General features: G+C 58.4%; 26 protein-coding genes and 1 tRNA gene (1 of these 27 running past the window's edge). 8 read left to right on the top strand and 19 right to left on the bottom strand.

The window, feature by feature from the left end:
- The 6 genes from CLM58_RS08930 to CLM58_RS08905 all read right to left on the bottom strand — a co-directional run.
- Positions 1-413: the 5' portion of an HAD family hydrolase gene (locus CLM58_RS08930; protein ID WP_229666215.1), read on the bottom strand. Its footprint begins 301 nt before the window's first position; the window shows 413 of its 714 coding nt (coding positions 1-413); the start codon lies at positions 411-413; its stop codon lies off the left edge, out of view.
- A gap of 11 nt (positions 414-424) precedes the next feature.
- The gene (locus CLM58_RS08925; RefSeq protein ID WP_095595574.1) at positions 425-703 is read right to left on the bottom strand and encodes a DUF3572 domain-containing protein; all 279 of its coding nucleotides are present in this window, start codon (positions 701-703) and stop codon (positions 425-427) included.
- A 70-nt stretch (positions 704-773) separates the two neighbouring features.
- Positions 774-1,298, bottom strand: coding sequence for a periplasmic heavy metal sensor (locus CLM58_RS08920; protein WP_095595573.1), 525 nt, complete (start codon positions 1,296-1,298; stop codon positions 774-776).
- A gap of 2 nt (positions 1,299-1,300) precedes the next feature.
- Positions 1,301-1,666, bottom strand: a complete 366-nt coding sequence (locus CLM58_RS08915) for a dihydroorotate dehydrogenase (protein ID WP_143226547.1) — start codon at positions 1,664-1,666, stop codon at positions 1,301-1,303.
- Positions 1,659-2,261: an RNA polymerase sigma factor gene (locus CLM58_RS08910; protein ID WP_095595571.1), complete on the bottom strand. Its 603-nt coding sequence runs from the start codon at positions 2,259-2,261 to the stop codon at positions 1,659-1,661. Before CLM58_RS08910 ends, CLM58_RS08915 begins: the two co-directional genes overlap by 8 nt.
- An 85-nt stretch (positions 2,262-2,346) precedes the next feature.
- Complete coding sequence (locus CLM58_RS08905; RefSeq protein ID WP_095595570.1) at positions 2,347-2,859, bottom strand: EF-hand domain-containing protein; 513 nt, start codon at positions 2,857-2,859, stop codon at positions 2,347-2,349.
- A gap of 210 nt (positions 2,860-3,069) precedes the next feature.
- Between CLM58_RS08905 and CLM58_RS08900 the strand changes: the two genes are divergently transcribed.
- Together CLM58_RS08900 and CLM58_RS08895 are read left to right on the top strand one after the other, a co-directional pair.
- Positions 3,070-3,450, top strand: coding sequence for a DUF983 domain-containing protein (locus CLM58_RS08900; protein WP_095595569.1), 381 nt, complete (start codon positions 3,070-3,072; stop codon positions 3,448-3,450).
- Entirely contained in the window at positions 3,408-4,124 is a 717-nt protein-coding gene (locus CLM58_RS08895) for an NUDIX hydrolase (RefSeq protein ID WP_095595568.1), read from the top strand. Before CLM58_RS08900 ends, CLM58_RS08895 begins: the two co-directional genes overlap by 43 nt.
- On the opposite strand, the gene CLM58_RS08890 is transcribed toward CLM58_RS08895, so the two are convergent.
- From CLM58_RS08890 to hemP, 4 genes are all read right to left on the bottom strand, one after another.
- On the bottom strand, positions 4,121-5,023 hold the full coding sequence (locus CLM58_RS08890; protein WP_095595567.1) for a DMT family transporter: 903 nt from the start codon (positions 5,021-5,023) through the stop codon (positions 4,121-4,123). The genes CLM58_RS08895 and CLM58_RS08890 overlap by 4 nt on opposite strands.
- Positions 5,024-5,065: 42 nt before the next feature.
- Positions 5,066-6,109 carry an aldo/keto reductase gene (locus CLM58_RS08885; protein ID WP_095595566.1) on the bottom strand — a complete coding sequence of 348 codons (1,044 nt, stop codon included), beginning with the start codon at positions 6,107-6,109 and terminating at the stop codon, positions 5,066-5,068.
- Between the two features lie 79 nt (positions 6,110-6,188).
- A complete protein-coding gene (locus tag CLM58_RS08880; RefSeq protein WP_095595565.1) occupies positions 6,189-6,656 on the bottom strand; it encodes a hypothetical protein in 468 nt (155 codons plus the stop codon).
- Positions 6,653-6,814 carry a hemin uptake protein HemP gene (hemP, locus tag CLM58_RS08875; protein ID WP_095595623.1) on the bottom strand — a complete coding sequence of 54 codons (162 nt, stop codon included), beginning with the start codon at positions 6,812-6,814 and terminating at the stop codon, positions 6,653-6,655. The genes CLM58_RS08880 and hemP overlap by 4 nt, the downstream gene beginning before the upstream one ends.
- Positions 6,815-7,053: 239 nt before the next feature.
- On the opposite strand from hemP, the gene CLM58_RS08870 reads away from it, so the two are divergent.
- From CLM58_RS08870 to CLM58_RS08860, 3 genes are all read left to right on the top strand, one after another.
- Entirely contained in the window at positions 7,054-8,292 is a 1,239-nt protein-coding gene (locus tag CLM58_RS08870) for an MFS transporter (RefSeq protein ID WP_095595564.1), read from the top strand.
- A gap of 66 nt (positions 8,293-8,358) precedes the next feature.
- Complete coding sequence (gene metG, locus CLM58_RS08865) at positions 8,359-10,077, top strand: methionine--tRNA ligase (protein WP_095595563.1); 1,719 nt, start codon at positions 8,359-8,361, stop codon at positions 10,075-10,077.
- A gap of 118 nt (positions 10,078-10,195) precedes the next feature.
- On the top strand, positions 10,196-10,993 hold the full coding sequence (locus CLM58_RS08860) for a crotonase/enoyl-CoA hydratase family protein (protein ID WP_095595562.1): 798 nt from the start codon (positions 10,196-10,198) through the stop codon (positions 10,991-10,993).
- A 117-nt stretch (positions 10,994-11,110) separates the two neighbouring features.
- On the opposite strand, the gene CLM58_RS08855 is transcribed toward CLM58_RS08860, so the two are convergent.
- The 4 genes from CLM58_RS08855 to CLM58_RS08840 all read right to left on the bottom strand — a co-directional run bounded on the left by CLM58_RS08855 (position 11,111) and on the right by CLM58_RS08840 (position 13,616).
- A complete protein-coding gene (locus CLM58_RS08855; protein ID WP_095595561.1) occupies positions 11,111-11,908 on the bottom strand; it encodes a glycosyltransferase family 25 protein in 798 nt (265 codons plus the stop codon).
- Positions 11,905-12,672, bottom strand: a complete 768-nt coding sequence (locus CLM58_RS08850; RefSeq protein WP_158221883.1) for a sulfotransferase family 2 domain-containing protein — start codon at positions 12,670-12,672, stop codon at positions 11,905-11,907. The genes CLM58_RS08855 and CLM58_RS08850 overlap by 4 nt, the downstream gene beginning before the upstream one ends.
- A 252-nt stretch (positions 12,673-12,924) precedes the next feature.
- A tRNA-Leu gene (locus CLM58_RS08845) sits at positions 12,925-13,010 on the bottom strand.
- A gap of 66 nt (positions 13,011-13,076) precedes the next feature.
- The gene (locus CLM58_RS08840) at positions 13,077-13,616 is read right to left on the bottom strand and encodes a tetratricopeptide repeat protein (protein ID WP_095595622.1); all 540 of its coding nucleotides are present in this window, start codon (positions 13,614-13,616) and stop codon (positions 13,077-13,079) included.
- Positions 13,617-13,709: 93 nt separating this feature from the next.
- Between CLM58_RS08840 and CLM58_RS08835 the strand changes: the two genes are divergently transcribed.
- Positions 13,710-14,468, top strand: a complete 759-nt coding sequence (locus CLM58_RS08835) for a rhomboid family intramembrane serine protease (protein WP_095595559.1) — start codon at positions 13,710-13,712, stop codon at positions 14,466-14,468.
- 7 nt (positions 14,469-14,475) lie between these two features.
- Here the strand turns inward: CLM58_RS08835 and CLM58_RS08830 are convergent, their stop codons facing one another.
- The 3 genes from CLM58_RS08830 to CLM58_RS08820 all read right to left on the bottom strand — a co-directional run bounded on the left by CLM58_RS08830 (position 14,476) and on the right by CLM58_RS08820 (position 17,510).
- Positions 14,476-15,270, bottom strand: a complete 795-nt coding sequence (locus tag CLM58_RS08830; RefSeq protein WP_095595558.1) for an inositol monophosphatase family protein — start codon at positions 15,268-15,270, stop codon at positions 14,476-14,478.
- A gap of 138 nt (positions 15,271-15,408) precedes the next feature.
- Positions 15,409-16,485 carry a cysteine synthase A gene (gene cysK, locus CLM58_RS08825; protein WP_095595557.1) on the bottom strand — a complete coding sequence of 359 codons (1,077 nt, stop codon included), beginning with the start codon at positions 16,483-16,485 and terminating at the stop codon, positions 15,409-15,411.
- Between the two features lie 119 nt (positions 16,486-16,604).
- Positions 16,605-17,510, bottom strand: coding sequence for a LysR family transcriptional regulator (locus tag CLM58_RS08820; RefSeq protein WP_095595556.1), 906 nt, complete (start codon positions 17,508-17,510; stop codon positions 16,605-16,607).
- 95 nt (positions 17,511-17,605) lie between these two features.
- Here CLM58_RS08820 and metF point away from each other — a divergent pair, with 95 nt between their 5' ends.
- A complete protein-coding gene (metF, locus tag CLM58_RS08815; protein WP_095595555.1) occupies positions 17,606-18,466 on the top strand; it encodes a methylenetetrahydrofolate reductase [NAD(P)H] in 861 nt (286 codons plus the stop codon).
- A 79-nt stretch (positions 18,467-18,545) separates the two neighbouring features.
- On the top strand, positions 18,546-19,025 hold the full coding sequence (locus CLM58_RS08810) for a PaaI family thioesterase (RefSeq protein ID WP_095595554.1): 480 nt from the start codon (positions 18,546-18,548) through the stop codon (positions 19,023-19,025).
- Here CLM58_RS08810 and CLM58_RS08805 read toward each other — a convergent pair.
- Together CLM58_RS08805 and CLM58_RS08800 are read right to left on the bottom strand one after the other, a co-directional pair.
- Positions 19,022-20,113: a DUF2235 domain-containing protein gene (locus CLM58_RS08805; protein ID WP_229666216.1), complete on the bottom strand. Its 1,092-nt coding sequence runs from the start codon at positions 20,111-20,113 to the stop codon at positions 19,022-19,024. The two genes, CLM58_RS08810 and CLM58_RS08805, sit on opposite strands and share 4 nt — an antisense overlap.
- Complete coding sequence (locus CLM58_RS08800) at positions 20,100-22,391, bottom strand: xanthine dehydrogenase family protein molybdopterin-binding subunit (protein WP_095595552.1); 2,292 nt, start codon at positions 22,389-22,391, stop codon at positions 20,100-20,102. The genes CLM58_RS08805 and CLM58_RS08800 overlap by 14 nt, the downstream gene beginning before the upstream one ends.
- Positions 22,392-22,414 lie beyond the last annotated feature (23 nt).

Below are 22,414 nucleotides of genomic sequence, written 5' to 3'. Positions count from 1 at the left end.
GCCGGATACTCTGCGTCATTGGTTGCGACGCCAAGCCGGATGCCCATGTCAGTCAACCGGGTAAGAGTAGGTGCCAAAGGCGCGGCCTCGGCCATCGGGGCCCGGGCGGCTGCATAATTCATATGAGCCAACAGACCCTCAAAGTCGTGCCCCGGCAACTCGGACAACAAAAGCTCGGCTATTTCGACGGCACTGCCGGCAACAACAGGGCTTTGCGGATGATATTCACTGGATCGCGTATCAAACCCGATTTGTTGTCCAAGCGAATGTGCCCGTGTGGGATCGCCGTCGGTCAGCTCCGCCAGAAAGCTTTGAACCCAAGCGGTCCATGTCGCCCGGAAATCGAACAAGGTCCCATCCTTGTCAAAGATAATCCCGGAAACAGGTGCCCCATTAAAACTGGCTTGCGACACGCCCTGCCCCCTCAGGTCCAATGCGTCTGCGCGCCGCCGGGCAACGCCATCTTGGCCTGCAAAGGCGTTTCGTAGGGCAGTCCCTGACGGTCACAGAAGGCGACAACCCACCGGTCATCCATTGTCAGGAAGTCCAGAACAGAGACCAGAAACTCTGGCTCTGCAGCCCGCTCTGCCAGATCAGACTGCGCAACACCGGTTGAGCCCATGAAAACCGGCAGTAGATCATCCTCTGCCGCCAACCAAGCCAAGGCCTTAAGGGCGATGGTTTCAGCCTGCTCTCCTGTCATGCAGTTCCTCCCTCTGCGTCAGAAAGTTTTACCCGGCGCAAAGAGATGTCTCAACCATAACTGTAGGTCTTTAAGGGCGTTTTTCATAAGACGGAGCGCGATCTCGTCCCGGGCCACGGCGCAGAACCTTTTGCAGGGAATCCGCATAAGCCTTGCGATCTTCTGCACTCATACCCGCCAATCGCTGGAGCAACGCCTCGCGTCCCGCGGTCGCACGCCCCGAAACTAGTTTCTGCTGCGCAGTCAAAAGATCAGAGACAGCCTGAACGTCGAATGTCTCGGCCCGAAGAAGGGTTAGATATTGCTGAAACCCATCGCGCAACTCTTTGCGTGTTTTGCGCGCGTCACCGGGTTTGGGGCGCAGCTCTTCTGCCAAGGCTTTTCGGTGTTCGGCCGGCAAAGCACGACCATAGGGCCCAAGCTGCGATAGCACACGTTCGTCCGGCAATCCGATATTGGCGTCAACCCGACGCTTACCCGCCGCGGCACCAAGAACAAGACCGACGAAAAGCAGGTTCAGGATCAACGAGATCAAAAGCGCAATTCGCAGCCAGCTGCGGCGCGAAGATCGCGGATTTGGAGTAGCGTCCGACATGATTACCCCTCTGCCCAAAGATCGCTGGCGGTCAGCGCCAGATCAGAGACATCATAACTATAGCCCCCCACAAACAGCGACGCCGTCGTGTCCGTCACGGTTGGATCACTATACCCAATGTACACCCCGACCAACCCGGCAAAGCCCAGACCGATGGTTGTCTTCCAGCCGCCCATCTCGGCCCAGATAGAGGACAACGCCCCAAACACCCCACCGCTGGAAGAAACCGTTGGCGCAGCCGAAACCGGCGCAGCCTCGGCATCCGCAAGAATGCGCGCGATCAAGTCGTCCGAAGGCACTGGCGCCTCGGCACGTCCAGCCTCGAAGAAGGCTTCCAGTTCTGGGTCTTTCTGTTCCATATCAGTCATCGGTATACCCCAATTCGTCCCTACGGCCAGCCAAGGCCGCTGCCAAGGCGCGCTTCCCCCGCGCCGTCAGGCTTTCCACGGCCTCGACCGTGATATTCAGCACATCGGCAATCTCGGGGTTGCTAAGCCCTTCTAGGTGGCGCAGCACCACCGCTTGCCGTTGCCGTTCCGGCAAAGTTTTCAATGCAGCTTCAAGCGCAAGGTTACGTGCGGCTGACTGCATCTGCTCTTCAACGCTTGCCGTGTCATCCAAGGGCTCTGGCACCGCATCCAGATCGACCGTGCGTCGCTTTCGAAGTCGGTCGGTACACAGGTTCGCGGTCACTCGATACAGCCAGGTCGATACCTTCGCCTCACCCTGCCGCCATTCTGGCGCGATCTTCCAAAGGCGCAGCATGGCCTCTTGTGTGACGTCTTCGGCTTCGGCGCGGTCGCCCAACACCCGAGCCGCATAACCAAGCGCGCGCGGCGCCAACCGGGCCGTCAACAGACGCGCCGCCGTGGCATCCCCATTGGCGAAGTTCAGCAGGAGCGCCTCGTCAGAGGTCTCTGTGTCGGCGTCAAATGCCACGTGCTTGGTCTCTTGCCCTGTCATTCCCGCCCCGGCGCTGCATCCCTAGACTTGCCGGGAATAAAGCGGCCCGCAAGAGCGGACCGCCGGTTTTCTTGGTCACAAGACCTTAATGGCGCTTCTTGCCGCCTTGACCGAACCGTTTCTGCATCTTGGACATGGCGGTCTGGAACTCTTCTTCCGAGATCTGTCCGTCGTCGTCGGCATCCGCGCGTTCGAACAGGTTGCCACCGCGGCGCTTCCCGCCTTCATGTGCTGCCATCTCTTCTGCGCTGATCAGACCATCATCGTTGGTGTCCAATGCTTCGATCATGCGCCCTGCCCGTCTGGCACGACGTTCATCATCTGCCCGTTCATGGCTTGCAACGATTTCGTCAGCGGACAACTGGCCATCGCCATTGGTATCGATCTCGGCGAATTTTGCCGCTTTACGAGCGTCCATTTCTTCCTGAGTCAGGAAGCCGTCGCCGTTGCTGTCCAGCTCGCTAAAGATGATCGGGCCAAACTTGCCACCACGATGGCCAGCACCCTCTCCGGGTTGCGCAATGGCCGGAATAGCTGCTGCTGCCAGAATCGACGCCACCAGAGTGGCACCCAGAACTTTCTTCGACGAAGTTTTCATAACTTGCTCCTTAGGTTTGTCTTACCCGCCATTTCCGGCGCGTTCACAAGTCAAACGGAGCGCCCTCGTATTTCCGTCGCAAATTGTCGAAAAAGGTTTTGCAAGCTGCTCTGAACCCCAAACCTCATAAGGTGGACAGGTTGTCCCATGTGAAAGTTGACGAAGCTGCCTATATTCGAAAGGACAAACAAATTTCTCTTCGAGAGTCGCATGTCTGAAAATGAAGACCGCCCCTTACAACCAGCGCTGAAGCGTGGATGGCATCGTCGCTGCCCCAATTGCGGGTCTGGCCCGATGCTGCGCGGGTACCTGAAGGTGCGCGACCATTGCCCCGTATGCAACGAAGCCCTGCATCACCAACGCGCAGATGACGGCCCGGCCTATCTGACGATCCTGATCGTCGGCCATGTCATGGCACCGATTATTCTGTGGTTGTTCACAGAGTACCGCCCGAACCCGTGGGTTCTGGCAACCGGCATCTCGATCGGGTGCATTGTTCTGTCGCTTTACCTTCTGCCCCGGCTCAAGGGTGCCTTGGTGGCGTTGCAATGGGCCAAACGCATGCATGGATTTGGTGGAGCAAGCACCTGACACAAATTAGCCCCCCCATTCGAAACGCCTCTACCGTAATCCTGCTGCGCGATGCAGCGAAGTCACCACGCATCCTGATGGGACAGCGCGGGGCAAAAGCGGCTTTCATGCCCAACAAGTTTGTCTTTCCGGGCGGCGCGATTGATGCAGACGACGCCAGCATACCGCTGGCAACTCCTTTGAACCCGACCTGCATGAACCGGTTGGCACAGGACTCTCCTGAAGATCTTATCTCTGCTCTGATCGCCGGCGCCGTGCGCGAGGTTTGGGAGGAAACCGGCCTTCTACTAGGCGCGCCCGGTGACTGGCCAAGCCATCCGCCAGCCGATTGGGAAAGCTTCGCTGCGACGGGTCATCTTCCCTCTGCCGAAGGGTTCCGCTTTGTGTTCCGTGCCATCACACCCCCGGCCCGCCCACGGCGGTTCGATGCGCGCTTCTTCCTTGTGGATGCAGACCGAATTCATGGTGATCTGGACGATTTCTCGGGCGCTGAGGATGAATTATCCCACCTGCAATGGATTCCGATCTCTGAGGCTCGGCAGTTCAATCTGCCCTTCATCACCGAAGTGGTTCTGGCCGAGATTCAAAGCTTTCTGGAAACCCAGACACCCCCGGCCAGCGTTCCGTTCTTCGACAATCGCACCGAAGAGTCGCGCTTCTTGCGCCTCGCTTAGATCAGCAGAACCAACAACAGGATACTGGCCGTCAGGAACCCCATGGCGACCAGTTCCCAGGCAGAGGTTCTCTCTTTGAAAATGAAGGTCGTGGCCAGAAAGCTGAACAGAAGCTCTATCTGGCCCAGTGCTTTGACATAGGCCGCCGTCTGCAACGTGAACGCCACGAACCAGCCAAGCGACCCGAACATAGAGAAAACCCCGACAAGCCCGGCAACGCGCCAACTGGCCAAAACGCGTGAAAGCTCTCCGGGTTCACGCAGCCCCATCCAGATCGCCATCACCGCCGCCTGCCCGGCCGTCACCAGCGACAGGGTAAAGGCCGCGCGCAAGAACACATCCTCAAGACCAAGTGACAGCGTCGCCCCTCGGTAACCCGTGGCAGAACAGGCAAACAGAATGCCGGACAGCAATCCCAAACCCGTCGCCTTGTTGAAGAACCGTTTCCAGCCCAATTCCCGACCCTCGGGCGGTTCAGACAGCAGCAGAATACCAACAAATCCGACGATGATCGCGAACAACCCGTAGAGAGAAATACCCTCCCCAAGGATCATCCAGCCGATCAAAGCAGTCTGAAGTGTCTCGGTCTTCTTGAAGGTGATCCCGACCGCGAAATTGCGCTCTGTGAACAGGGCGACCACGCACATAGTGGCCAAAATCTGTGCAAGACCACCTGCCACGGCGAAAGCGGCAAAGCGTCCGTTGACCACCGGCACCTCTTGCCCCGTCATTGCCAGGTATCCCGCAACGATCAACGCCACCAGCGGAAAGGAGTATAGGAACCGCGCGAAGGTTGCGCCCGTCGTCGACAGCTTCGTCGACTTCAGGTGCTTTTGCAGCATGAACCGCAGGTTCTGCGCGAAGGCAGCGAAGATCGTGACCGGAATCCAAAGGCTCATGACACCATCTGACCTGCGTTCCCGATAAAGTCGAGCCTGAACCTAGTAAGGCATCGGATGCGCGCGGTGTGCTGCAGAGATGTCAGCCAGCACTTCATCGCTCAACACCAGATCTCCTGCGGGCAATACCTGCTTAAGCTGGTTAATTGATCGTGCCCCGAAAATCGAAACGGCGGGGAAAGGCCGAGACAAGACAAAAGCATTGGCCATCTGAACCGGGTCCAGCCCGTGTTTCTTCGCGATATCCAGATAGGCCTGCACCGCATCCAATGCGCGTGGACCAAGCCGCCCGGACAAATTCGCATTAACCTCTCGCCGGCTGCCCGCCGGCGTCACATCGCCCTGATATTTGCCGCTCAGCATACCCGCTGCCAACGGCGAAAAGGCCAGCAGCGTCACTTGCTCGTTATGCCCAAGCTCTCCGAGATCAGTGTCATACTGACGGCACATCAGCGAGTATTCGTTTTGTATCGACTGCATCCGTGGCAGTCCCAACTGGTCGGACAGGCGCAGCCACTGCGCCGTGCCCCAGGCCGTTTCATTCGACAGTCCGATATGCCGGATCTTGCCCGCCTCGATCAATTCCTGAAGCGTGACCAGAATGGCCTCGATATCTGCCAGAGTCTGCCCTCGGTCCTGCGCGCTTGGGTCGTACTCCCAGTTCTGTCGGAAATGGTAAGAGCCACGGTTCGGCCAGTGCAGCTGATACAGGTCGATATAATCCGTCTGTAACCGCTTCAAAGAACCATCGACCGCGCCGCGCACTGTTTCGGGAGTGATCCCCTCGCCGTCTCGCAGGAACCCTCCGTTTGGACCAACAATCTTCGTGGCAAGAACGACATCGTCCCGTCGACCAGTTCGGGCAAACCAGTTGCCAATGATCGTTTCAGTCCGGCCACAACGCTCTGCCAGAACCGGGTTCACCGGGTACATCTCTGCGGTGTCGATGAAGTTTATTCCATGCTCCAAGGACAGATCGATCTGGGCGTGCCCTTCTTGCTCGCTGTCCTGCGACCCCCAAGTCATGGATCCCAGACAAAGCTGTGAGACCCGTAAATCCGTTTGGCCCAAGTTGGTATAGCGCATCGATGCCCCCGCGTTCTGTTACGAGGAGCCTATCCTCTCCGCGTTGCGAAACAACCCGCAAATCCCTTAGCTTCGTGCGTCAGTGCACAGTTGTCCCTAAGGTAACAGAGGCTTTCCGGGACCGAAGCGACATACGCTTCAACGCCAACCCCACGTCTCGTGCCAAGGCCGCAAGACAAGGCGCCATATCGGCGCGCACCAGAAGGGTCGCAATCAGCATCGCATCCTCGGGGTCACCCTCTGCCGCCTCTGCAATCAAATTTGCGAAACAGGATTCGTCTGCTCCAAGGCACTGGCACGCCAGTTCGTGACGCATCAATGGCCGCCGCCCATGGCGCGTACAAAGCTTTGCCAATTCCGAGAATGCCTCGAGCGCGGCATGCCCATGATCCTTACCCAAGCTCTGCTCGAACTGCCGCAAAACTGACTGACGCCCGCTTGGCCCGTCAGACCACGACCGAAAGGTCAGCACTGCACTGGCCTCTACCGGGCCAAGGTCCGTGACCAATCCTACGGGTGCGCCACCGCGATTTCCTGCCCTGCTCATTTGGTTAGAATCAATTTGCCAGCGCGGGTGATCCGCAGCGTGTAAACCTGATCTTTCAGAACGATATGTGCCAAGCTTCCCTGATTGGTCAGCTTCTCGGCGTCATAGCAAGGCAATTGAACTTCCAACGCCTCAGCAATTTGGGCTGCAATGGTCATCGCCACCTCCATGAAGGTTTAAAATCTACAGTTCGCTGACCGTTTGCGGTTGGCTTGCGCGTAACCTGACTATTATTGTCAGGTTTGTCAACGCCGAATCTTCACATGCCTTTTCCGCCGATCGCCCAAACCCCACACTGCCGCGCCCCGTCGCAACACCCTGAACCGCTCAAGACTTGAGTTCACTTCCAACCCGCAGCAATGTCCCCGGACTCGCCACTTACTCAGGTCGATTCGTCATGCGTATGTTGATCGCTTTTACAGCGCTTTTCATGTCCACTGTGTTGCTACAGCTCAGCATCAACGCGACCGGGCCGTTAGATGCACTGTCTGGTGTGGCCCTTGGCTTCACGCGCGGAGAGATCGGCCTATTGGGGTCTGCCCACTTCTTTGGGTTCTTCGCAGGCTGCTGGTGGGCCCCGCGTCTGATGGGAAGCGTGGGCCACGCGCGCGCCTTCGCTGCCTTTACCGCGACCGGCGCAATCAGCCTTCTAGCGCATATGATGATCACCGACCCCATTGCTTGGGCGGTGATGCGTATGGCGACGGGCCTTTGCATCGCAGGCTGCGCGACCATCATTGAATCCTGGCTTCAGGCAAGAACCACGAACGAGACACGAGGCCGTACGACCTCTGTCTATCTGGCAGTCGATATGGGCGGTGCGATGGCGGCGCAATTGATGATCAGCATCCTGACACCGGCGACCTATGTCGCCTACAACCTGCTTGCGATCATCTGTTGCGCGGCGCTGCTGCCCCTGGCCCTGACCAAGGTTGAACAGCCGTTGGTCCCCAAGCTTTTACGTCTGCGACCAATGCTGGCGATCCGCCGCTCGCCGCTTGCTGCGGCAGGAGTGGCTGTTGCCGGGCTGGCCTCGGCCGCGTTTCGGATGGTCGGCCCGCTATACGGGCAAGAGGTTGGACTGCAACTGGATCAGATCGCCCTGTTCATGGCGGCCTTCTTCTTAGGTGGCATTGTTGCCCAATACCCGGTTGGATGGTTGGCAGATCGCTATGACCGACGCATTGTATTGATTGGCCTGTCCGGCGCCGCAATCGCGTCTGCAGTGGCCTGCGTCATTCTGCCAAGTCTGGGTGCGACAGCGATTATCTTGGGCATCGCCGTTTTCGGGCTTACAACCTTTCCGCTCTATTCGATCTCAGCGGCCCATGCCCATGACTTTGCCAAGACAGAAGAACGGGCCGAACTGACCGCAGCGCTTATGTTCCTGTTTGCAGTGGGGGCGATTGGGTCGCCGCTGTTGGCTGCCAAACTGATCGATTGGTTCGGACCAAACGCGCTATTCTGGATGATCTCTACCGGACACATCCTGTTGATCATTTTCGGCCTCAGCCGAATGCGTGTCCGCCCCACTCTCAAGAAGCGTACGCGCTTCGTTTATGCGCCGCGGACCTCCTTCACCATTGGCCGCCTGATGAAAGCCACCCGTGAGCGGAAGACGACCCCTCAAGCATAGCCGCCACTGGTCAACCCCTTTGCGCTGCGGTAAAGGGGTCGAAACCAATTTTCCAAGAGAACGATCATGGCGCGTATCCTCATCACCTCGGCCCTTCCGTACATCAACGGGATCAAGCATTTGGGTAACCTTGTGGGCTCTCAGCTGCCCGCAGACCTTTATGCCCGTTACCAACGTCAGCGCGGCCATGAAGTGATGTTCATCTGCGCCACAGACGAACACGGCACGCCAGCGGAACTGGCCGCTGCCAAAACCGGCGAGGATGTCGCCGATTACTGCAAACGGATGCACGCCGAGCAGTCCAAATTGGCCGAAGGGTTCCGCCTGTCATTTGATCACTACGGCCGGTCATCGTCGCAGCGGAACCACCAGCTGACACAGCACTTGGCCGAGAAACTGGCCGAGAACGGCTTTATCGAAGAAGTGACCGAAAAGCAGGTCTACTCTAATGCCGATGGCCGTTTCCTGCCTGACCGCTATATCGAGGGCACTTGCCCCAACTGTGGCTATGACGGCGCCCGTGGCGACCAGTGCGAAAACTGCACCAAACAGCTGGACCCGACCGACCTGATCGAGCCGCGTTCCGCCATCTCCGGCTCTACCGATCTGGAAGTGCGCGAGACCAAGCACCTGTACCTGAAGCAAACCGCGCTGAAGGACGACATCGACAAATGGATCGACAGCCAGAAGGGCTGGCCAGTTCTGACCACCTCGATCGCCAAGAAGTGGCTACATGACGGCGACGGGCTGCAAGACCGCGGCATCACCCGCGACCTGAAATGGGGCGTGCCAGTCACCAAAGGCGGCGAACCGTGGCCGGGGATGGAAGGCAAAGTCTTCTACGTCTGGTTTGACGCCCCGATCGAATATATCGCGGCCACGGCCGAATGGGCCGACGACAATGGCAAGACAGACGCCGATTGGGAACGCTGGTGGCGCACTGATAAAGGCGCCGATGACGTGCGTTACGTCCAGTTCATGGGCAAAGACAACGTGCCGTTCCACACCCTGTCCTTCCCCGCGACTATCATGGGCTCGCGCGAGCCTTGGAAGCTGGTCGACTACATCAAATCCTTCAACTACCTGAACTATGACGGCGGCCAGTTCTCGACCTCAAAAGGTCGCGGCGTCTTCATGGATCAGGCTTTGGATATCCTGCCCGCCGACTATTGGCGCTGGTGGCTGCTTTCGCACGCCCCCGAGAACTCGGACAGCGAGTTCACGTGGGAGAACTTCCAAGCCTCGGTCAACAAAGACCTTGCCGACGTGCTGGGCAACTTCGTAAGCCGCGTCACCAAATTCTGCCGTTCGAAATTCACCGAAGTCGTGCCCGAAGGCGGCGCATTCGGCGAACAGGAAAACGCTTTGATCGCCGATCTGACCACCCGCATCCGTGCCTATGAAGGCCATATGGAGGCGATGGACGTCCGCAAAGCAGCCACTGAGCTGCGCGCAATCTGGGTTGCCGGCAACGAGTACCTGCAATCCGCCGCCCCATGGTCGACCTTCAAGGAAGATCCGGAACAGGCCGCAGCCCAAGTTCGTCTGGCCCTGAACCTGATCCGCGTCTACGCGGTCCTGTCGCGCCCGTTCATCCCGGACGCCTGCGCAACACTGATGACTGCGATGCAAACAGCAGACGACAGCTGGCCCGACGACGTCGCCGCCGCCCTGTCCGCCCTGCCCACTGGCCACGCCTTCACCGTGCCGGATGTCACCTTCCGCAAGATCAGCGATGAAGAGCGCGAAGAATGGGAAGCCAAATTCGCTGGCACCCGCGACTAAATCCTATTATCGCGGCCCGATCCCGTTGGGCCGCGACTGAATCTGGCTGACGCCACGTTTCCCATGACATTCCCCGCTCTCCCCGCACAATGGCAGCACGTAGGAAGCGGAGGACACCATGGCGGAAATTTTAACATTAAATGTTGAAAACCACGTGGCAGCGGTAACTCTTAACCGCCCTGACAAAAAGAACGCGTTGAATTTCGACTTGCTGGATGCCTTGGTCGAAACCGCGCAAACACTGCAAAACAACCGCGAAGTTCGCGCCGTTGTCCTTAGCGGTTCTGACGATACGTTCAGCGCCGGTATCGACTTGAACCTACTGAAGTCAATCCTGCCAAAAATGGCAGAAATCAAGGAGAAAATGCTCAATCCGCCTGAGGGAGAAACGGCGAACCTTTTTCAAAAGCCGATCACCATTTGGTCCGAACTGAAGGTCCCGGTGATTGCCGCAATCTACGGTGTCTGCTTTGGGGCGGGTATGCAACTTGCCCTAGGGGCGGATTTCCGCATTGCCTCTCCTACAGCAAGGTTGTCGATTATGGAGGCCAAATGGGGCCTGATCCCCGATATGGGAATAACTCAATCCTTGCCCCACCTTCTACGCGCGGATGTTGCAAAGGAGCTGATCATGACGGGTCGCGTTCTGTCGGCACCCGAAGCAGCCGATCTTGGATTGATCACAAGAATCGCCGACGCTCCGCTAGAAGAAGCCCATCGATTGGCTTCAGAGCTTGCCACCCGGTCACCAGACGCGGTTCAGGCCTCAAAGGCACTGGTCGACGGTGCTTGGCAAGCCGACGCAAAAACGGGCCTGAAACTAGAGGCTGAACTGCAAGCAGACATCATGGGTGCCCCCAATCAGGTAGAGACGGTCATGGCCGTGATGCAAGGGCGTACACCAGTATATAAGTAGGATAACCTTGGTACCTGCGACTCATTCAGACGCAGAACCCTGTGGCCCGGCGCGGGAAGCGCCCGGCCGTTCTGAATACCCGAAAGAATTGAAACGTATTTCAAGAGCCTAGTCGCGCTAAAGCGCTGTTGTACGATCGGCAACCCCGCCATTTGGTATTGCCGACATTTGCAGATTCTTTTTGGCTTTAATCTTGTTAGCCCAAAGTCGTCTTTGTTTTCGCAGGTGATAAAACCGTGCACGCTGCAATTCACTCGGAGGGGCGGCAGCACGAATAACGCTGTCTTGTCCTAGCTGAGGGAAAATTGGCGATGTTACTCCAAAACCCTCATCAGTTTCGCAATTCCAATACCGCAAGAAGTGATCGACAGGCATGAAGATCGGATAGGCGACCTTTAGAAATTCTTTCGCCCCGGTACGCGACCATAGAATCGCAGAAGTCGTGTCCGGGAAATAGTGAGCCTTGCAAAACAAGTTGCCGCCAGCTTGGTGCAACGGCTGACATGGCTGATAGAGCCTTTTAACTTTGCGCCCAAGGTTGACCATGTACCAGTTTTCACAATGACCACTGTCGAGAATGTCGATCACCTGCTCCAAATCAGCCCTAGCGTCCGGTTGGACTTTGATGTCATCTTCCAGGACCAACCCGTATTCTGAACCGCTTTCCAGAAATCGTTCAGCTGCTCGCACGTGCGAGAAGTAGCAACCCAGCTCCGCACCCGACAGCTTGCGGCCGAACCATGACAAGGCTCGCGCTTCGTCGTACTCGGGACACGAAAGGGGATCCATTCCGCGCCCATCAAAGGCCGAAACACGTTCAAAACCGATCCCTGCTGTCGTCAGCTTGCTGCGAGAGGACTCCAAACGGGCCCTTGAGCTGTTAAGGTTGATCAGAAAGGTCGAAAGACGCTTCACAGCTGCTCCCCTTTCCTAGAACGATACCCCATATTTTCGAGCCAGTCGAAGTCTATCGCGTATATTTCCTCTATACGATCGATCTGTTCTGGCGTTGGAAGGAAACTATGGCGGCTCTTGTTTGACCTGTTTTTGCCCGGCACTTTTTGCGCTGAAGACAGATCAAGAGATCTGCCTAATTCTTCCAAATCTTCGGAAAGGTGCTCTACGCGAAGAAGGTGGTCATAGTCTATGTGATCTGGCCGAAGGTTGTAGAACTGTTGCCGGAAATGCTCGTCGGTCAACTCGGGATTTAGGCCAATGCTCTCTTCGACATAGTCTAGGAAAAGGTCGAACTTTTTCGATTTGGATTCGGCACCAAACATACCGACCTTTTCCCAGTGAAGTCTGTGGTATTTGAGGTTCCCATTCTTTCGGTCCAACACAAAGTCGGTAAAACCAGACACGCAACGGCGCACCGGGTCTCGCACTGTTGAGACTTTGACAAAGTCAGGGTCAAGAAAAGCTTCAACAATTTTTGGAAACTCCCAAATCCCTTGGATGAGACTTCTGTCACGATGGACATTTACCCCCTCGAACGCTTGGCCGTGTTCCCAGCGATAAATCTGTTGACTCAACGAGGTGCAGGCAGCCTTTGAGTTCTTCACGAATATAGCCTTGCTGCGTGGCAGCGATACCGCATGGACAGCCACGGCAGCAACTGGTCTGGGCAACTTCGCAAGCGCGTGACGACACCGGTAACGCTTTAAAACCGGTGCAAGCATCTTTGCTCTGCCGAACCCAATGGGTTTGCGTAGGTAAACGTGCATCAGTGGCCTGTTCTTTTTGTTGACCGAGTGACGGACAGCTTACTGTCCGACTGGGTCCTCTTGCGTTGAAGCCCTCCTAAGCCCCAGTGTCGTACTTGGCAATCAGAACGAAACTCCTGTCATCCCTCTCCTGAATGGTTCGGTAAAAAAACGCCCAAGCGTTCGATACGGCTCGGCTTATTTCCGCACACAATATTGAAGAAGCCTTGGTACCCGCGGCCGGACTCGAACCGGCACGGCCATACGGCCTGGAGATTTTAAGTCTCCTGTGTCTACCATTCCACCACGCGGGCACGCAGGGTATTGATGTTCTATGCCGCTATTGGAAGAAGGAAAACCCGTATTCCGCGTAAACTGCATCAGAGTTCTGTGCCGGGTTCCGGAATCAACATATGGCGCTCTGGCAACCACGGGTTCACGGCCAGTGCCTCTTTCAAGGCCTCCTGCCCTTCGGTGAACTGCCCCATGTTCATCAGCGTCAAAGCGCGACCCGATAGTGCGCCGAAATGGTTGGGCACTCGCGCCAAGGTGATCTCGATGTCTGCAAGAGCCGCTTCATAATCCCCACGAAGAAAGGCAATGAAAGCTCGCTGGTTATAGCCTTCGGGGTAATCCGGGCAATATTCCACCAATGCCTCAAATGCCTTCTGAGCTCCCGCGTAATCATAGGAACTTCGTCGTGACATGCCCTCGTCCAGCAAGCCCTGTGCATGCGCGTCAGGTGCGGTCGCCCAGTTTTCCCACGCGCGCATCGAAAGAAGTCTGGCCGTCTCGGGGTCAGGGGCAGTCCGGATATCTTCCATCAGGGCAGCATGATCGGCAGGTAAAGAAACATTCGCCGGACAGGTCTCTGCCGCCACCGGGGCCGCCAGAAATACAAAGGCGAAGAGGTAACGCATGATCATATCATGCTAAAATTTCGCGTTCCGTCAAATTCACTCTCGCTTGGGGCACCTGCTTGACGTCACGCGAACAGCTCTTAGCTTGAGGCCATGTTTCCGATCCGCGATCACAACCCCTCTCGCAGAGTGCCCGTCGTCACTTTCGCTCTGATTGCTGCGAACGTGGTGATCTTTCTGGTATCCCTGCCGAATTTTTCTCAGCCAGAGGCCCTGCACAGATTCTTCCTAAGCTGGGGGTTCGTGCCCGCCTTTGTTTCGGAAGGGGCCAATCTGCACGGGCTCTTTACCTCGATGTTTCTGCATGGCGGGTTCATGCATCTGGCGGGCAACATGCTGTTTCTTTGGATTTTCGGCGACAACCTCGAAGATCGCATGGGCCACGTGGGCTTTCTGGCTTTCTATATCGCAAGCGGGTTGTTCGCTGCCGGATGCCAATACGTGGCTGCGCCGACTTCGCTGGTTCCCATGGTTGGTGCGTCAGGTGCCATCGCGGGCGTGATGGGAGGCTACCTGCTGCTTTATCCCAAAGCACGGGTCGATGTGCTGCTGATCCTTGTCATCTTGATCCGCATCATCACCCTACCCGCTTGGGCGATGCTGGGCCTTTGGTTCGGGATACAGCTGCTTAGCGGGGTCGGCACCTCTGCCGACACGGGCGGCGTGGCCTATTGGGCCCATGCCGGAGGCTTCATAGCAGGGCTGGTTCTAGCCCTGCCTGTTTGGCTGAAAAGCGGTGGCAAAACGCATTGGCAGTCCACCCGGGGGCACCCTCCGCACCCCGAGGCGCGCTATACACGCACGCACATCCCGACTGTCACGCGAAAGCAGAAACGCTCACCTTGGCAATAGCCGGGGCTTAGGCGTCCGGACGCTCGCGGATGACTTTGGCGAAGCTTTCGAAAATCGGCTCGTTGGCGACGATGACGTTGCCGTCGATCGGGTTCTGACCAGCACGCAGACCGTCTACCAGACCGCCAGCTTCTTTCACGATGATCAGGCCCGCGGCCAGATCCCATGCGTTCAGCTCACGCTCCCAGTAGCCGTCGTAGCGGCCCGCAGCCACATAGGCCAAATCCAGCGCAGCAGAGCCCCAGCGGCGCACACCAGCACACATCGGCAACAGACGGCCAAAGTCATGCAGCGTGGCAGGCAACGTCCGCTTACCCGCAAAAGGCACGCCCGTCGCAAAGATCGCCTCGATCATGCGCTTGCGGTCCGAACAGCGGATACGGGTCTCGTTCATCCAGGCGCCTGCGCCTTTTTCGGCAAAGAACATCTCGTCCTTGGCGGCATCAAAGACGACACCGGCGACGATCTCGCCCTTGTGCTCCAGCGCGATAGAAACAGCCCAGTGCGGCAACCCATGCAGGAAGTTCGTGGTGCCATCCAGCGGATCGACGATCCAGCGGCGGGTCGGGTCCTGCCCTTCCTCTTCACCGGTTTCCTCGCCCAGCCAACCATAGGTCGGACGCGCGCCCATCAGATCTTCCTTCAGGATTTTCTCGGCCTGAATGTCGGCTTTCGACACGAAGTCGCCAGCGCCCTTGGAAGACACCTGCAGGTTTTCTACCTCGCGAAAGTCTTTCACAAGGCTGCGGCCTGCCTTGCGGGCGGCCTTGAGCATGATGTTAAGGTTTGCGCTGCCGATCATGGGGAACTCCTGTGGTCAGAGCGCGCGTATACGCGCCGTGCACCGCTTTGCCAAGGGGGAAGCCATGCGTCCCATACAAATCAGCATTGAAAAAGGCGGCCCGAAAGCCAGACCGCCCAGATCACAATTCAAGGAGGACTACTCTGCCGCCATCTGCCCAAAGGGCGTCGAGGCCGAGATTTCCCGCTCTTCGTCGGTCATGCCCTCGGCAATCCCTTCAAATAGAGGCGTCGACAGATAGCGTTCGCCAGTATCTGGCAACATCGCCAGAATGACAGACCCGTCCGGCGCAGACTCTGCCACTTTCATTGCGACAGCCACCGTTGCCCCACCCGAGATACCGGTGAAGATCCCTTCTTCCGCTGCAAGCCGTTTCGACCAAGCAATGCCCTCTGGCCCTGCAACCGGCAAAAGCTCGTCATAATAGCCCTTGTCGACGGCCTCTTGCAGAACCCACGGAATGAAATCCGGGGTCCAGCCTTGGATCGGGTGCGGGTTGAAATCCGGGTGCCCCTCGGTCGGCTGGTGATCCTCGTTTCGGGTATTCACATAGCCAGACCCAAGGATCGCCGCATTCGCGGGCTCGGTCAGGATGATCTTTGTGTCGGGGCTTTCAGCCTTCAGCACCCGACCAACACCGGACACAGTTCCGCCAGTGCCGTAACCAGACACGAAGTAATCAAGCGGCTTATCTTTAAAATCATTCATGATTTCGCGCGCCGTTGTCGCCTCGTGCATATCAGCATTGGCAGAGGTCTCGAACTGACTGGCAAGGAACCATCCGTTCGCGTCTGCCAGCTCCTTGGCCTTGGTGTACATGCCAAAGCCCTTCAGCTCTTTCGGGGTCAGCACCACCTTCGCGCCCAAGAACCGCATCAGCCTACGGCGTTCGATCGAAAAGCTCTCGGCCATGGTCACCACCAGCGGATAGCCCTTGGCCGCACAGACCATCGCAAGACCAATCCCGGTGTTGCCCGAGGTCGCCTCGACCACGGTCTGGCCGGCCTTCAATGTCCCGTCCCGTTCGGCCGCTTCGATGATATTCAAGGCCAGCCGGTCCTTGACCGAGGCCGCAGGGTTGAAGGCTTCGACCTTGACGTAGACCTCGACATTCTTCGGCGCGATCCGGTTCAAACGCACAACCGGCGTGTCCCCAACCGTATCCAGAATTGAATCGTAACGCTGTCCGCGCCCGGATGTCTGACGGATTCCCATCGGTCTTCTCCCTGTTCTGAAATCTATGGGCCGTAATTTAACATGAATCGCCACGGTGTCCCCAAGCATCTTGGGGAAAATTTCCCGTTTAAATCATCGGGAAGACGACAGCGATCCACCTATCGGCGTTGCAGCTTCACAGGCTCGGTTCGGGCCAATCGGATGAAATGTGCCATGAACGGCTTCGAGGCATCCTCGTCCCGTGTCGCCGCATACATCCGCTTGGCCAAACCGCCTTTGGTCAAGGGCCGCGTGATGTAATCGGCGCTGCTCTTCACCTCGCGCAGCACCCAGTCCGGCAGCACCGTGACACCCCGGCCCGAGGCCACAAGCATCAGGATCACCTCGGTCAGTTCCACCCGACGATGGCCGCGCGGCTCTACCTTGGCCGGTGTCAGCAATGTGGTGAAGACATCCAGCTTTGCTCGGTCCACCGGGTAGGTGATGATGTTCTCGTCCCGAAGATCTTCCGCCTCGATAAAGGGTTTCTCGGCCAACCGATGCCCTGCTGCGGCGACAAAAACCGGCTCATAGTCAAACAAGGGCGCAAACTGCACCCCGGCCAAGTCCACCGGATCGGAAGAGATCACCAGATCAACATCTTCCCGCTCCAACGCGGGCAAGGCGTCAAAGGCCAGCCCGGTCCGGATATCCACATCCACCTCGGGCCAGACTTTCCGAAACGCCTCCAGCACCGGCAGCAGCCACTCATAGCACGCATGACATTCCAAGGTGATGAACAGCCGTCCGGTCTTGCCTTCGTGCAGGCCCTGAAACTCTGCTTCGGTGGCGGCCACCTCCGGCAAGACCTTCTCGGCCAAGCGCAACAACCGCTGCCCCGCCGACGACAGTTTCAGCGGCTTCGACCGCCGCACGAACAGCTCCATCCCGACCTGTTCTTCCAAGCCCTTCACTTGATGGCTCAGCGCCGATTGGGTGATGTTCAACACATCCGCAGCACGCGCCAAACCACCCGCCTCGTGGATCGCCTTGATCGTTCTCAGATGTCGCAGTTCCAGATGCATACTTTAATCAGACTCATAACCTTCTTTACGATTATGAATTTGTCTCACAACGCGCGACGTGCGACAAGCCCCTCAACACCCAAGAGGATTCCCCGATGACCACCCCCCGCGTTTCGTTCGAATTTTTCCCGCCGCAGTCCATGAAAGCGGCCTTCCGCCTGTGGGACACAGTGCAGACGCTGAACGAGTTTGACCCAAGCTTCGTTTCGGTCACCTATGGCGCGGGCGGCACCACGCGCGAGCTGACCCATGACGCGGTCGAGATCATCCACAAAAACTATGGCCTGAACGTTGCGGCCCACCTGACCTGCGTGAACGCAACCCGCACTGAGACGCTGGAGATCGCCGACACCTATGCCAAGGCCGGCGTGACCGAGATCGTCGCCCTGCGCGGCGACCCGCCCAAGGGCGAAGGCCATTTCACACCGCACCCCGAAGGCTTTGCCAACGCCTGTGAACTGATCGAGGCCCTTGCCGAGACCGGCAAATTCCACCTGCGCGTCGGCGCCTATCCCGACCCGCACCCCGAAGCCGCCGACAACAATGCCGACGTCGCATGGCTGAAGCAAAAGTTCGAAGCTGGCGCAAATTCCGCCATCACCCAGTTCTTCTTCGAGCCGGAAACCTTCTTCCGCTTCCGCGACCGTTGCGAAAAGGCGGGCATCGACGCTCCGATCCTGCCGGGCATCCTGCCGATCGAGAGCTGGGACGGCGTCAAGAAATTCGCCCAGCGCTGCGGCACCAAAGTTCCCGCTTGGCTGGACGAAGCCTTCACCAAGGCCATCTCGGAAGGCCGCGGCGCCGAGTTCTCGCATAATTACACCCGCAACCTCTGCACCCAACTGGTCGAAGGCGGTGTCGAAGACCTGCACTTCTACACGCTGAACAAACCGGCCCTTTCGGCCCGTCTGTGCAAAGATTTCGGTGTGACACCGAAGCTGGTTGAAGCGGCCTAATCCGCCGTCTCTTGTAAAGCGACAATTAGGAATGAATTGACACCCCCTAAGCCATCGCTTGAATGATGGCAGGGGTATCATGTCTACTTCAACACATAAATTCGCCACTGTTCCGCTGGATCAGGTCCGACCACTATCGGGGCTAGAGGTCCTGCAGCGCATGTGCGACGGCCGCTTTCCACCGCCGCCCATCTGCGCGCCCATCAACTTTCACATGCACAGTGTTGAGGCGGGCCGCGTGGTCTTTCGCGGCACGCCCTTGACCGAGCATCTGAACTATATGGGTGGAACCCATGGCGGTTGGTACGGGGTGTTGATGGACAGTTGCATGTCCTGCGCGGTGCAGTCCGAACTGCCTGCGGGCAAAGGCTATACGACGCTGGAATACAAGCTGAACATCACCCGCGCCATTCCAGCTGGCACCTTGGTCGAGGCCATCGGTATCACCGAATCCGTGGGCCGAACGGTGGGCGTCGCTCGGGGCGAGGTCCGGGACGTAGAGACTGGCAAGCTTTACGCAACCGGCTCGGCCACCTGTCTGGTCATGGACCTGCCCTAGGGGGTATCTGCCAGTGCTTCTGTCTGAGGGATTGTGGCCGAAGCCCTCTCCCAGTGTTTAACCAGCGGGTGATCGCGGGCCGTGGGGTGAATCGCCTCGGACGCATCGAAGCCCACGATCCGGGACCTGCGATACACGAACAGCTTCCCCCAGCCATGGTTCATGCCCTTGGACGGGGCCGATACATCGCAGGGAAACCGGTCGCACCAGCCCGAGGGCAGGGCCAAACCCACCTCTTGCGCCTTCTCCAGCATCCAGACCAGCGAGATATTGGCCAAGGGCCGGGCAGCTTCGAACCCGCTTAACTGACCACCGACGTCGCCATGCGCCCCGCAAAACCACATCTGTTCGACATGGCCGGTGAACCCCTCGGGGCAGCGCCACATCACCGGGGCATAGACCACCCGGCGTTCATCCAGCGCCAGCGCGTGAAACCCGTGTTTCACCACGTCCGACAGCTGATCATTGTGAAAGGAATGCGCAGGGTCGCGGAACATCGACACCACAGGCAGCCGCAGCCCCAGCGCCTTGACCGTGTCCCAGATGCCAATCATCTCGACCTCTGTCCGTGGATGGCAAAAGGCCTGCGCGAACTCCCGGCCCGAGTCCGACAGTTCGACCGCCCGATAATGCCGGTAAGCCTGCCGCACATTCCGCTCTATCGCATGTTCGGCGCGCAATAGCCCCACCCGGTCAATCACCCCGGATAGCGAGCGCACCGCATAGGCGCCCCGCGAATAGCCGAACAGGAAGATCCGGTCCCCCGGATGATACCGTGAAGACAGATAACCATAAGCCTGTCGGATCTGCTGGTTGATCCCCTTGCCCCGCAAGACATCCCCAGCCGCCATCCAGTCAGGCAGCTGAATACCCGCCGCATAATAGACAGAGATATTCTCGGACCCCGGTAGATCGCACAGCAGCTTGTAAAGCGTGCCTGCGTGCGTCTCGAAGCCCGGATCAAGGGTCGACATGGTCCCGTCAAGGATCACCACATGGGTGACGGGGCCCCGCATCGGATGCGCATGAGTGGCCCGGGCAAGACCTCTTGCCCTTAACCAGCCTACGAACCGTTCACGAAGCTTCACGTCTCTCCTCTTGCAAATATTGCCACACACGGTGCGGCGTGTAGGGCGGATCAAGGAACCGATCGCCGCCCAAAGCGTCCTGTACCGCGTTGGCCACCGCGCCCATGGCGCCGACCGTTCCGGCCTCGCCACAGCCCTTCATGCCCAGCGGGTTGCCCGATCCTGGCACAGGTTCGGTTACAAATTTAAAAATGGGGGCGTCCGAGGCACGCGGCAAGGCATAGTCCATAAACGTTCCCGAGAGCAGCTGCCCATCTTCGTCATAGACCACATGTTCTGTCAGCATCTGGCCAATGCCCTGAACAACGCCGCCATGCACCTGCCCCTCGACCAGCGCCTTGTTCATCAGGTTGCCGAAATCATCGGCAACCGCATAGCTGGCAACCTCGACCGAACCGGTTTCGGGGTCGACTTCGACCTCGCAGATGTGACCACCATTGGGGAAGGATCGCCCGGCCAGACGGGTAGATACCTCATGCACCAAAAGCTCGGCGCGGTCGTCGTCGCGCGCCATTTCGGCCACTTCCATCAGGGTGGGCGACTTGTTCGAAGACTCGGACCGGAATTGCCCGTCCTCAAACGTGACCAAAGCCTCGTCCACCCCAAGCTGGCCCGCCACAAAGGGGGTCAGCGTCGCGATCATCTCTTTCACGGTCGCCAAAATAGCCGTGTTCTGAACAGTGACAGAGCGCGAACCGCCCGTTCCGCCCCCCTTGGCGATCAGGTCACTGTCACCCTGCACGATGCGAATTCGGTCCTTGGGGATACCGGATTGCGACGACAGGAACTGGGTATAGGCCGTCTCGTGCCCCTGCCCGTTCGACTGGGTACCAACGTAAAGGTTCACCATGCCATCATCGGCAAACTCAACCTTTGCCGTCTCGTTCGGATCGCCCAGCACCGATTCCACGTAAAAGGCCGTCCCCAGCCCCCGCAATTTGCCCTTTGCCGTACTTTCAGCCTTGCGGGCGGCGAAGCCCCCCACATCGGCTAGCGCCAGTGCCCGGTCCTGCACGCGGGCAAACTCGCCCACGTCATAAACCTCGCCGCTGATGGTCTTATAGGGAAACTTGTCCGGCGCGATGAAATTGCGGCGGCGCAGCTCTGTCACATCCACACCCAACTGTCGGGCCGCATGGTGCATCAGCGTCTCAAGCGTGAACATCGCCTCGGGCCGGCCCGCCCCGCGATAGGCATCCACCTGAGTAGTGTTGGTGAAATACCCCTTGGTGTTCAGATAGGCCGTCTGGATGTCATAGGCCCCGGTCAGAACCCGGCTGAACAGGTAAGACTGGATCATCTGCGCAAAGCCAGAGTTATAGGCCCCGAGGTTCGACGCCACATCGACCCGGTAGGCGACGACCTTCAGGTCCTTGTCGAACCCGATAACCGCATCGGAATACAGATCACGACCGGCATTGTCGGTCAGCATGGTCTCTGACCGGTCAGCCATCCAGCGCACCGGCGCGTTCAACAACCGCGCGGCCTGTCCGACGGCGAAATACTCTGGGTAGGACATCCCCTTCGTGCCGAACCCTCCACCCACATCGGGGGTGGTCACGCGAATATCCTCGGCCTCCATGCCCAGCACCTTGGCCAGTTCCGATTTCAGCCCCCAGACACCCTGCCCGTTGTAACCGACGTGCAGGCGGCCCTCGGCCATCTCGGCGTAGCAACCGCGCGGCTCCATCGGGTTAGAGACTACGCGGTTATCATACAGCCGCAGCTTCACCACATGGTCCGCGTTTGCCAGCGCCGCGTCGGTCGCTGCTTCATCGCCCAGACCATAGTTGAAGGCCAGATTGTCCGGGGCCTCTTCATGGATGGTTTCCCCACCCGCTCCAAGATCCACCTTGGCGGGCAGGTCGTCGAACTCGAACACGATCATCTCAATCGCGTCCAAGGCGGCCTCTCGGGTATCCGCGACCACCATCGCTACAGGCTCGCCAACAAAGCGCACTTTGCCAGTCGCCAGAATTGGCCGGGTGGGCGCCGCGCCCTTGCTGCCATCCTCACACGGGGCAACGGTGGCGTTCATCCGCGGGCGCATCCCTTCGCGCTGCATATCCTCTGCCGTCAGTACCAGCTGCACGCCGGGCGCCTGCCGCGCATCATCAACGTTCAACTCTGAAATCACCGCATGCGCGACTGGGGAGCGTAGAAACACCGCAAACCCCGCCCCTTCGGGCGCAATATCGTCCACGTAACGCCCCTTGCCCCGAAGGAACCGATCATCCTCGACCCGGTTCACACCCTGTGCCTTGCCGAATTCCGTCATGCGTTATCTCCTTAATTCCCTGC

The sequence above is a fragment of the Actibacterium pelagium genome, from assembly GCF_002285415.1.
In the GTDB taxonomy this organism is placed as follows: Bacteria; Pseudomonadota; Alphaproteobacteria; order Rhodobacterales; family Rhodobacteraceae; genus Actibacterium_B; species Actibacterium_B pelagium.
This window is presented reverse-complemented; position numbering and strand designations above follow the sequence as displayed.

Bases quoted from the DNA above. Each gene is read 5' to 3' on its own strand.
- CLM58_RS08925 (WP_095595574.1), bottom strand. From the start codon at position 703: ATGACAGGAGAGCAGGCTGAAACCATCGCCCTTAAGGCCTTGGCTTGG.
- CLM58_RS08920 (WP_095595573.1), bottom strand. From the start codon at position 1,298: ATGTCGGACGCTACTCCAAATCCGCGATCTTCGCGCCGCAGCTGGCTG.
- CLM58_RS08915 (WP_143226547.1), bottom strand. From the start codon at position 1,666: ATGACTGATATGGAACAGAAAGACCCAGAACTGGAAGCCTTCTTCGAG.
- CLM58_RS08910 (WP_095595571.1), bottom strand. From the start codon at position 2,261: ATGACAGGGCAAGAGACCAAGCACGTGGCATTTGACGCCGACACAGAG.
- CLM58_RS08905 (WP_095595570.1), bottom strand. From the start codon at position 2,859: ATGAAAACTTCGTCGAAGAAAGTTCTGGGTGCCACTCTGGTGGCGTCG.
- CLM58_RS08900 (WP_095595569.1), top strand. From the start codon at position 3,070: ATGTCTGAAAATGAAGACCGCCCCTTACAACCAGCGCTGAAGCGTGGA.
- CLM58_RS08895 (WP_095595568.1), top strand. From the start codon at position 3,408: ATGGGCCAAACGCATGCATGGATTTGGTGGAGCAAGCACCTGACACAA.
- CLM58_RS08890 (WP_095595567.1), bottom strand. From the start codon at position 5,023: ATGAGCCTTTGGATTCCGGTCACGATCTTCGCTGCCTTCGCGCAGAAC.
- CLM58_RS08885 (WP_095595566.1), bottom strand. From the start codon at position 6,109: ATGCGCTATACCAACTTGGGCCAAACGGATTTACGGGTCTCACAGCTT.
- CLM58_RS08880 (WP_095595565.1), bottom strand. From the start codon at position 6,656: ATGAGCAGGGCAGGAAATCGCGGTGGCGCACCCGTAGGATTGGTCACG.
- hemP (WP_095595623.1), bottom strand. From the start codon at position 6,814: ATGACCATTGCAGCCCAAATTGCTGAGGCGTTGGAAGTTCAATTGCCT.
- CLM58_RS08870 (WP_095595564.1), top strand. From the start codon at position 7,054: ATGCGTATGTTGATCGCTTTTACAGCGCTTTTCATGTCCACTGTGTTG.
- metG (WP_095595563.1), top strand. From the start codon at position 8,359: ATGGCGCGTATCCTCATCACCTCGGCCCTTCCGTACATCAACGGGATC.
- CLM58_RS08860 (WP_095595562.1), top strand. From the start codon at position 10,196: ATGGCGGAAATTTTAACATTAAATGTTGAAAACCACGTGGCAGCGGTA.
- CLM58_RS08850 (WP_158221883.1), bottom strand. From the start codon at position 12,672: ATGCTTGCACCGGTTTTAAAGCGTTACCGGTGTCGTCACGCGCTTGCG.
- CLM58_RS08840 (WP_095595622.1), bottom strand. From the start codon at position 13,616: ATGCGTTACCTCTTCGCCTTTGTATTTCTGGCGGCCCCGGTGGCGGCA.
- CLM58_RS08835 (WP_095595559.1), top strand. From the start codon at position 13,710: ATGTTTCCGATCCGCGATCACAACCCCTCTCGCAGAGTGCCCGTCGTC.
- CLM58_RS08830 (WP_095595558.1), bottom strand. From the start codon at position 15,270: ATGATCGGCAGCGCAAACCTTAACATCATGCTCAAGGCCGCCCGCAAG.
- cysK (WP_095595557.1), bottom strand. From the start codon at position 16,485: ATGGGAATCCGTCAGACATCCGGGCGCGGACAGCGTTACGATTCAATT.
- CLM58_RS08820 (WP_095595556.1), bottom strand. From the start codon at position 17,510: ATGCATCTGGAACTGCGACATCTGAGAACGATCAAGGCGATCCACGAG.
- metF (WP_095595555.1), top strand. From the start codon at position 17,606: ATGACCACCCCCCGCGTTTCGTTCGAATTTTTCCCGCCGCAGTCCATG.
- CLM58_RS08810 (WP_095595554.1), top strand. From the start codon at position 18,546: ATGTCTACTTCAACACATAAATTCGCCACTGTTCCGCTGGATCAGGTC.
- CLM58_RS08800 (WP_095595552.1), bottom strand. From the start codon at position 22,391: ATGACGGAATTCGGCAAGGCACAGGGTGTGAACCGGGTCGAGGATGAT.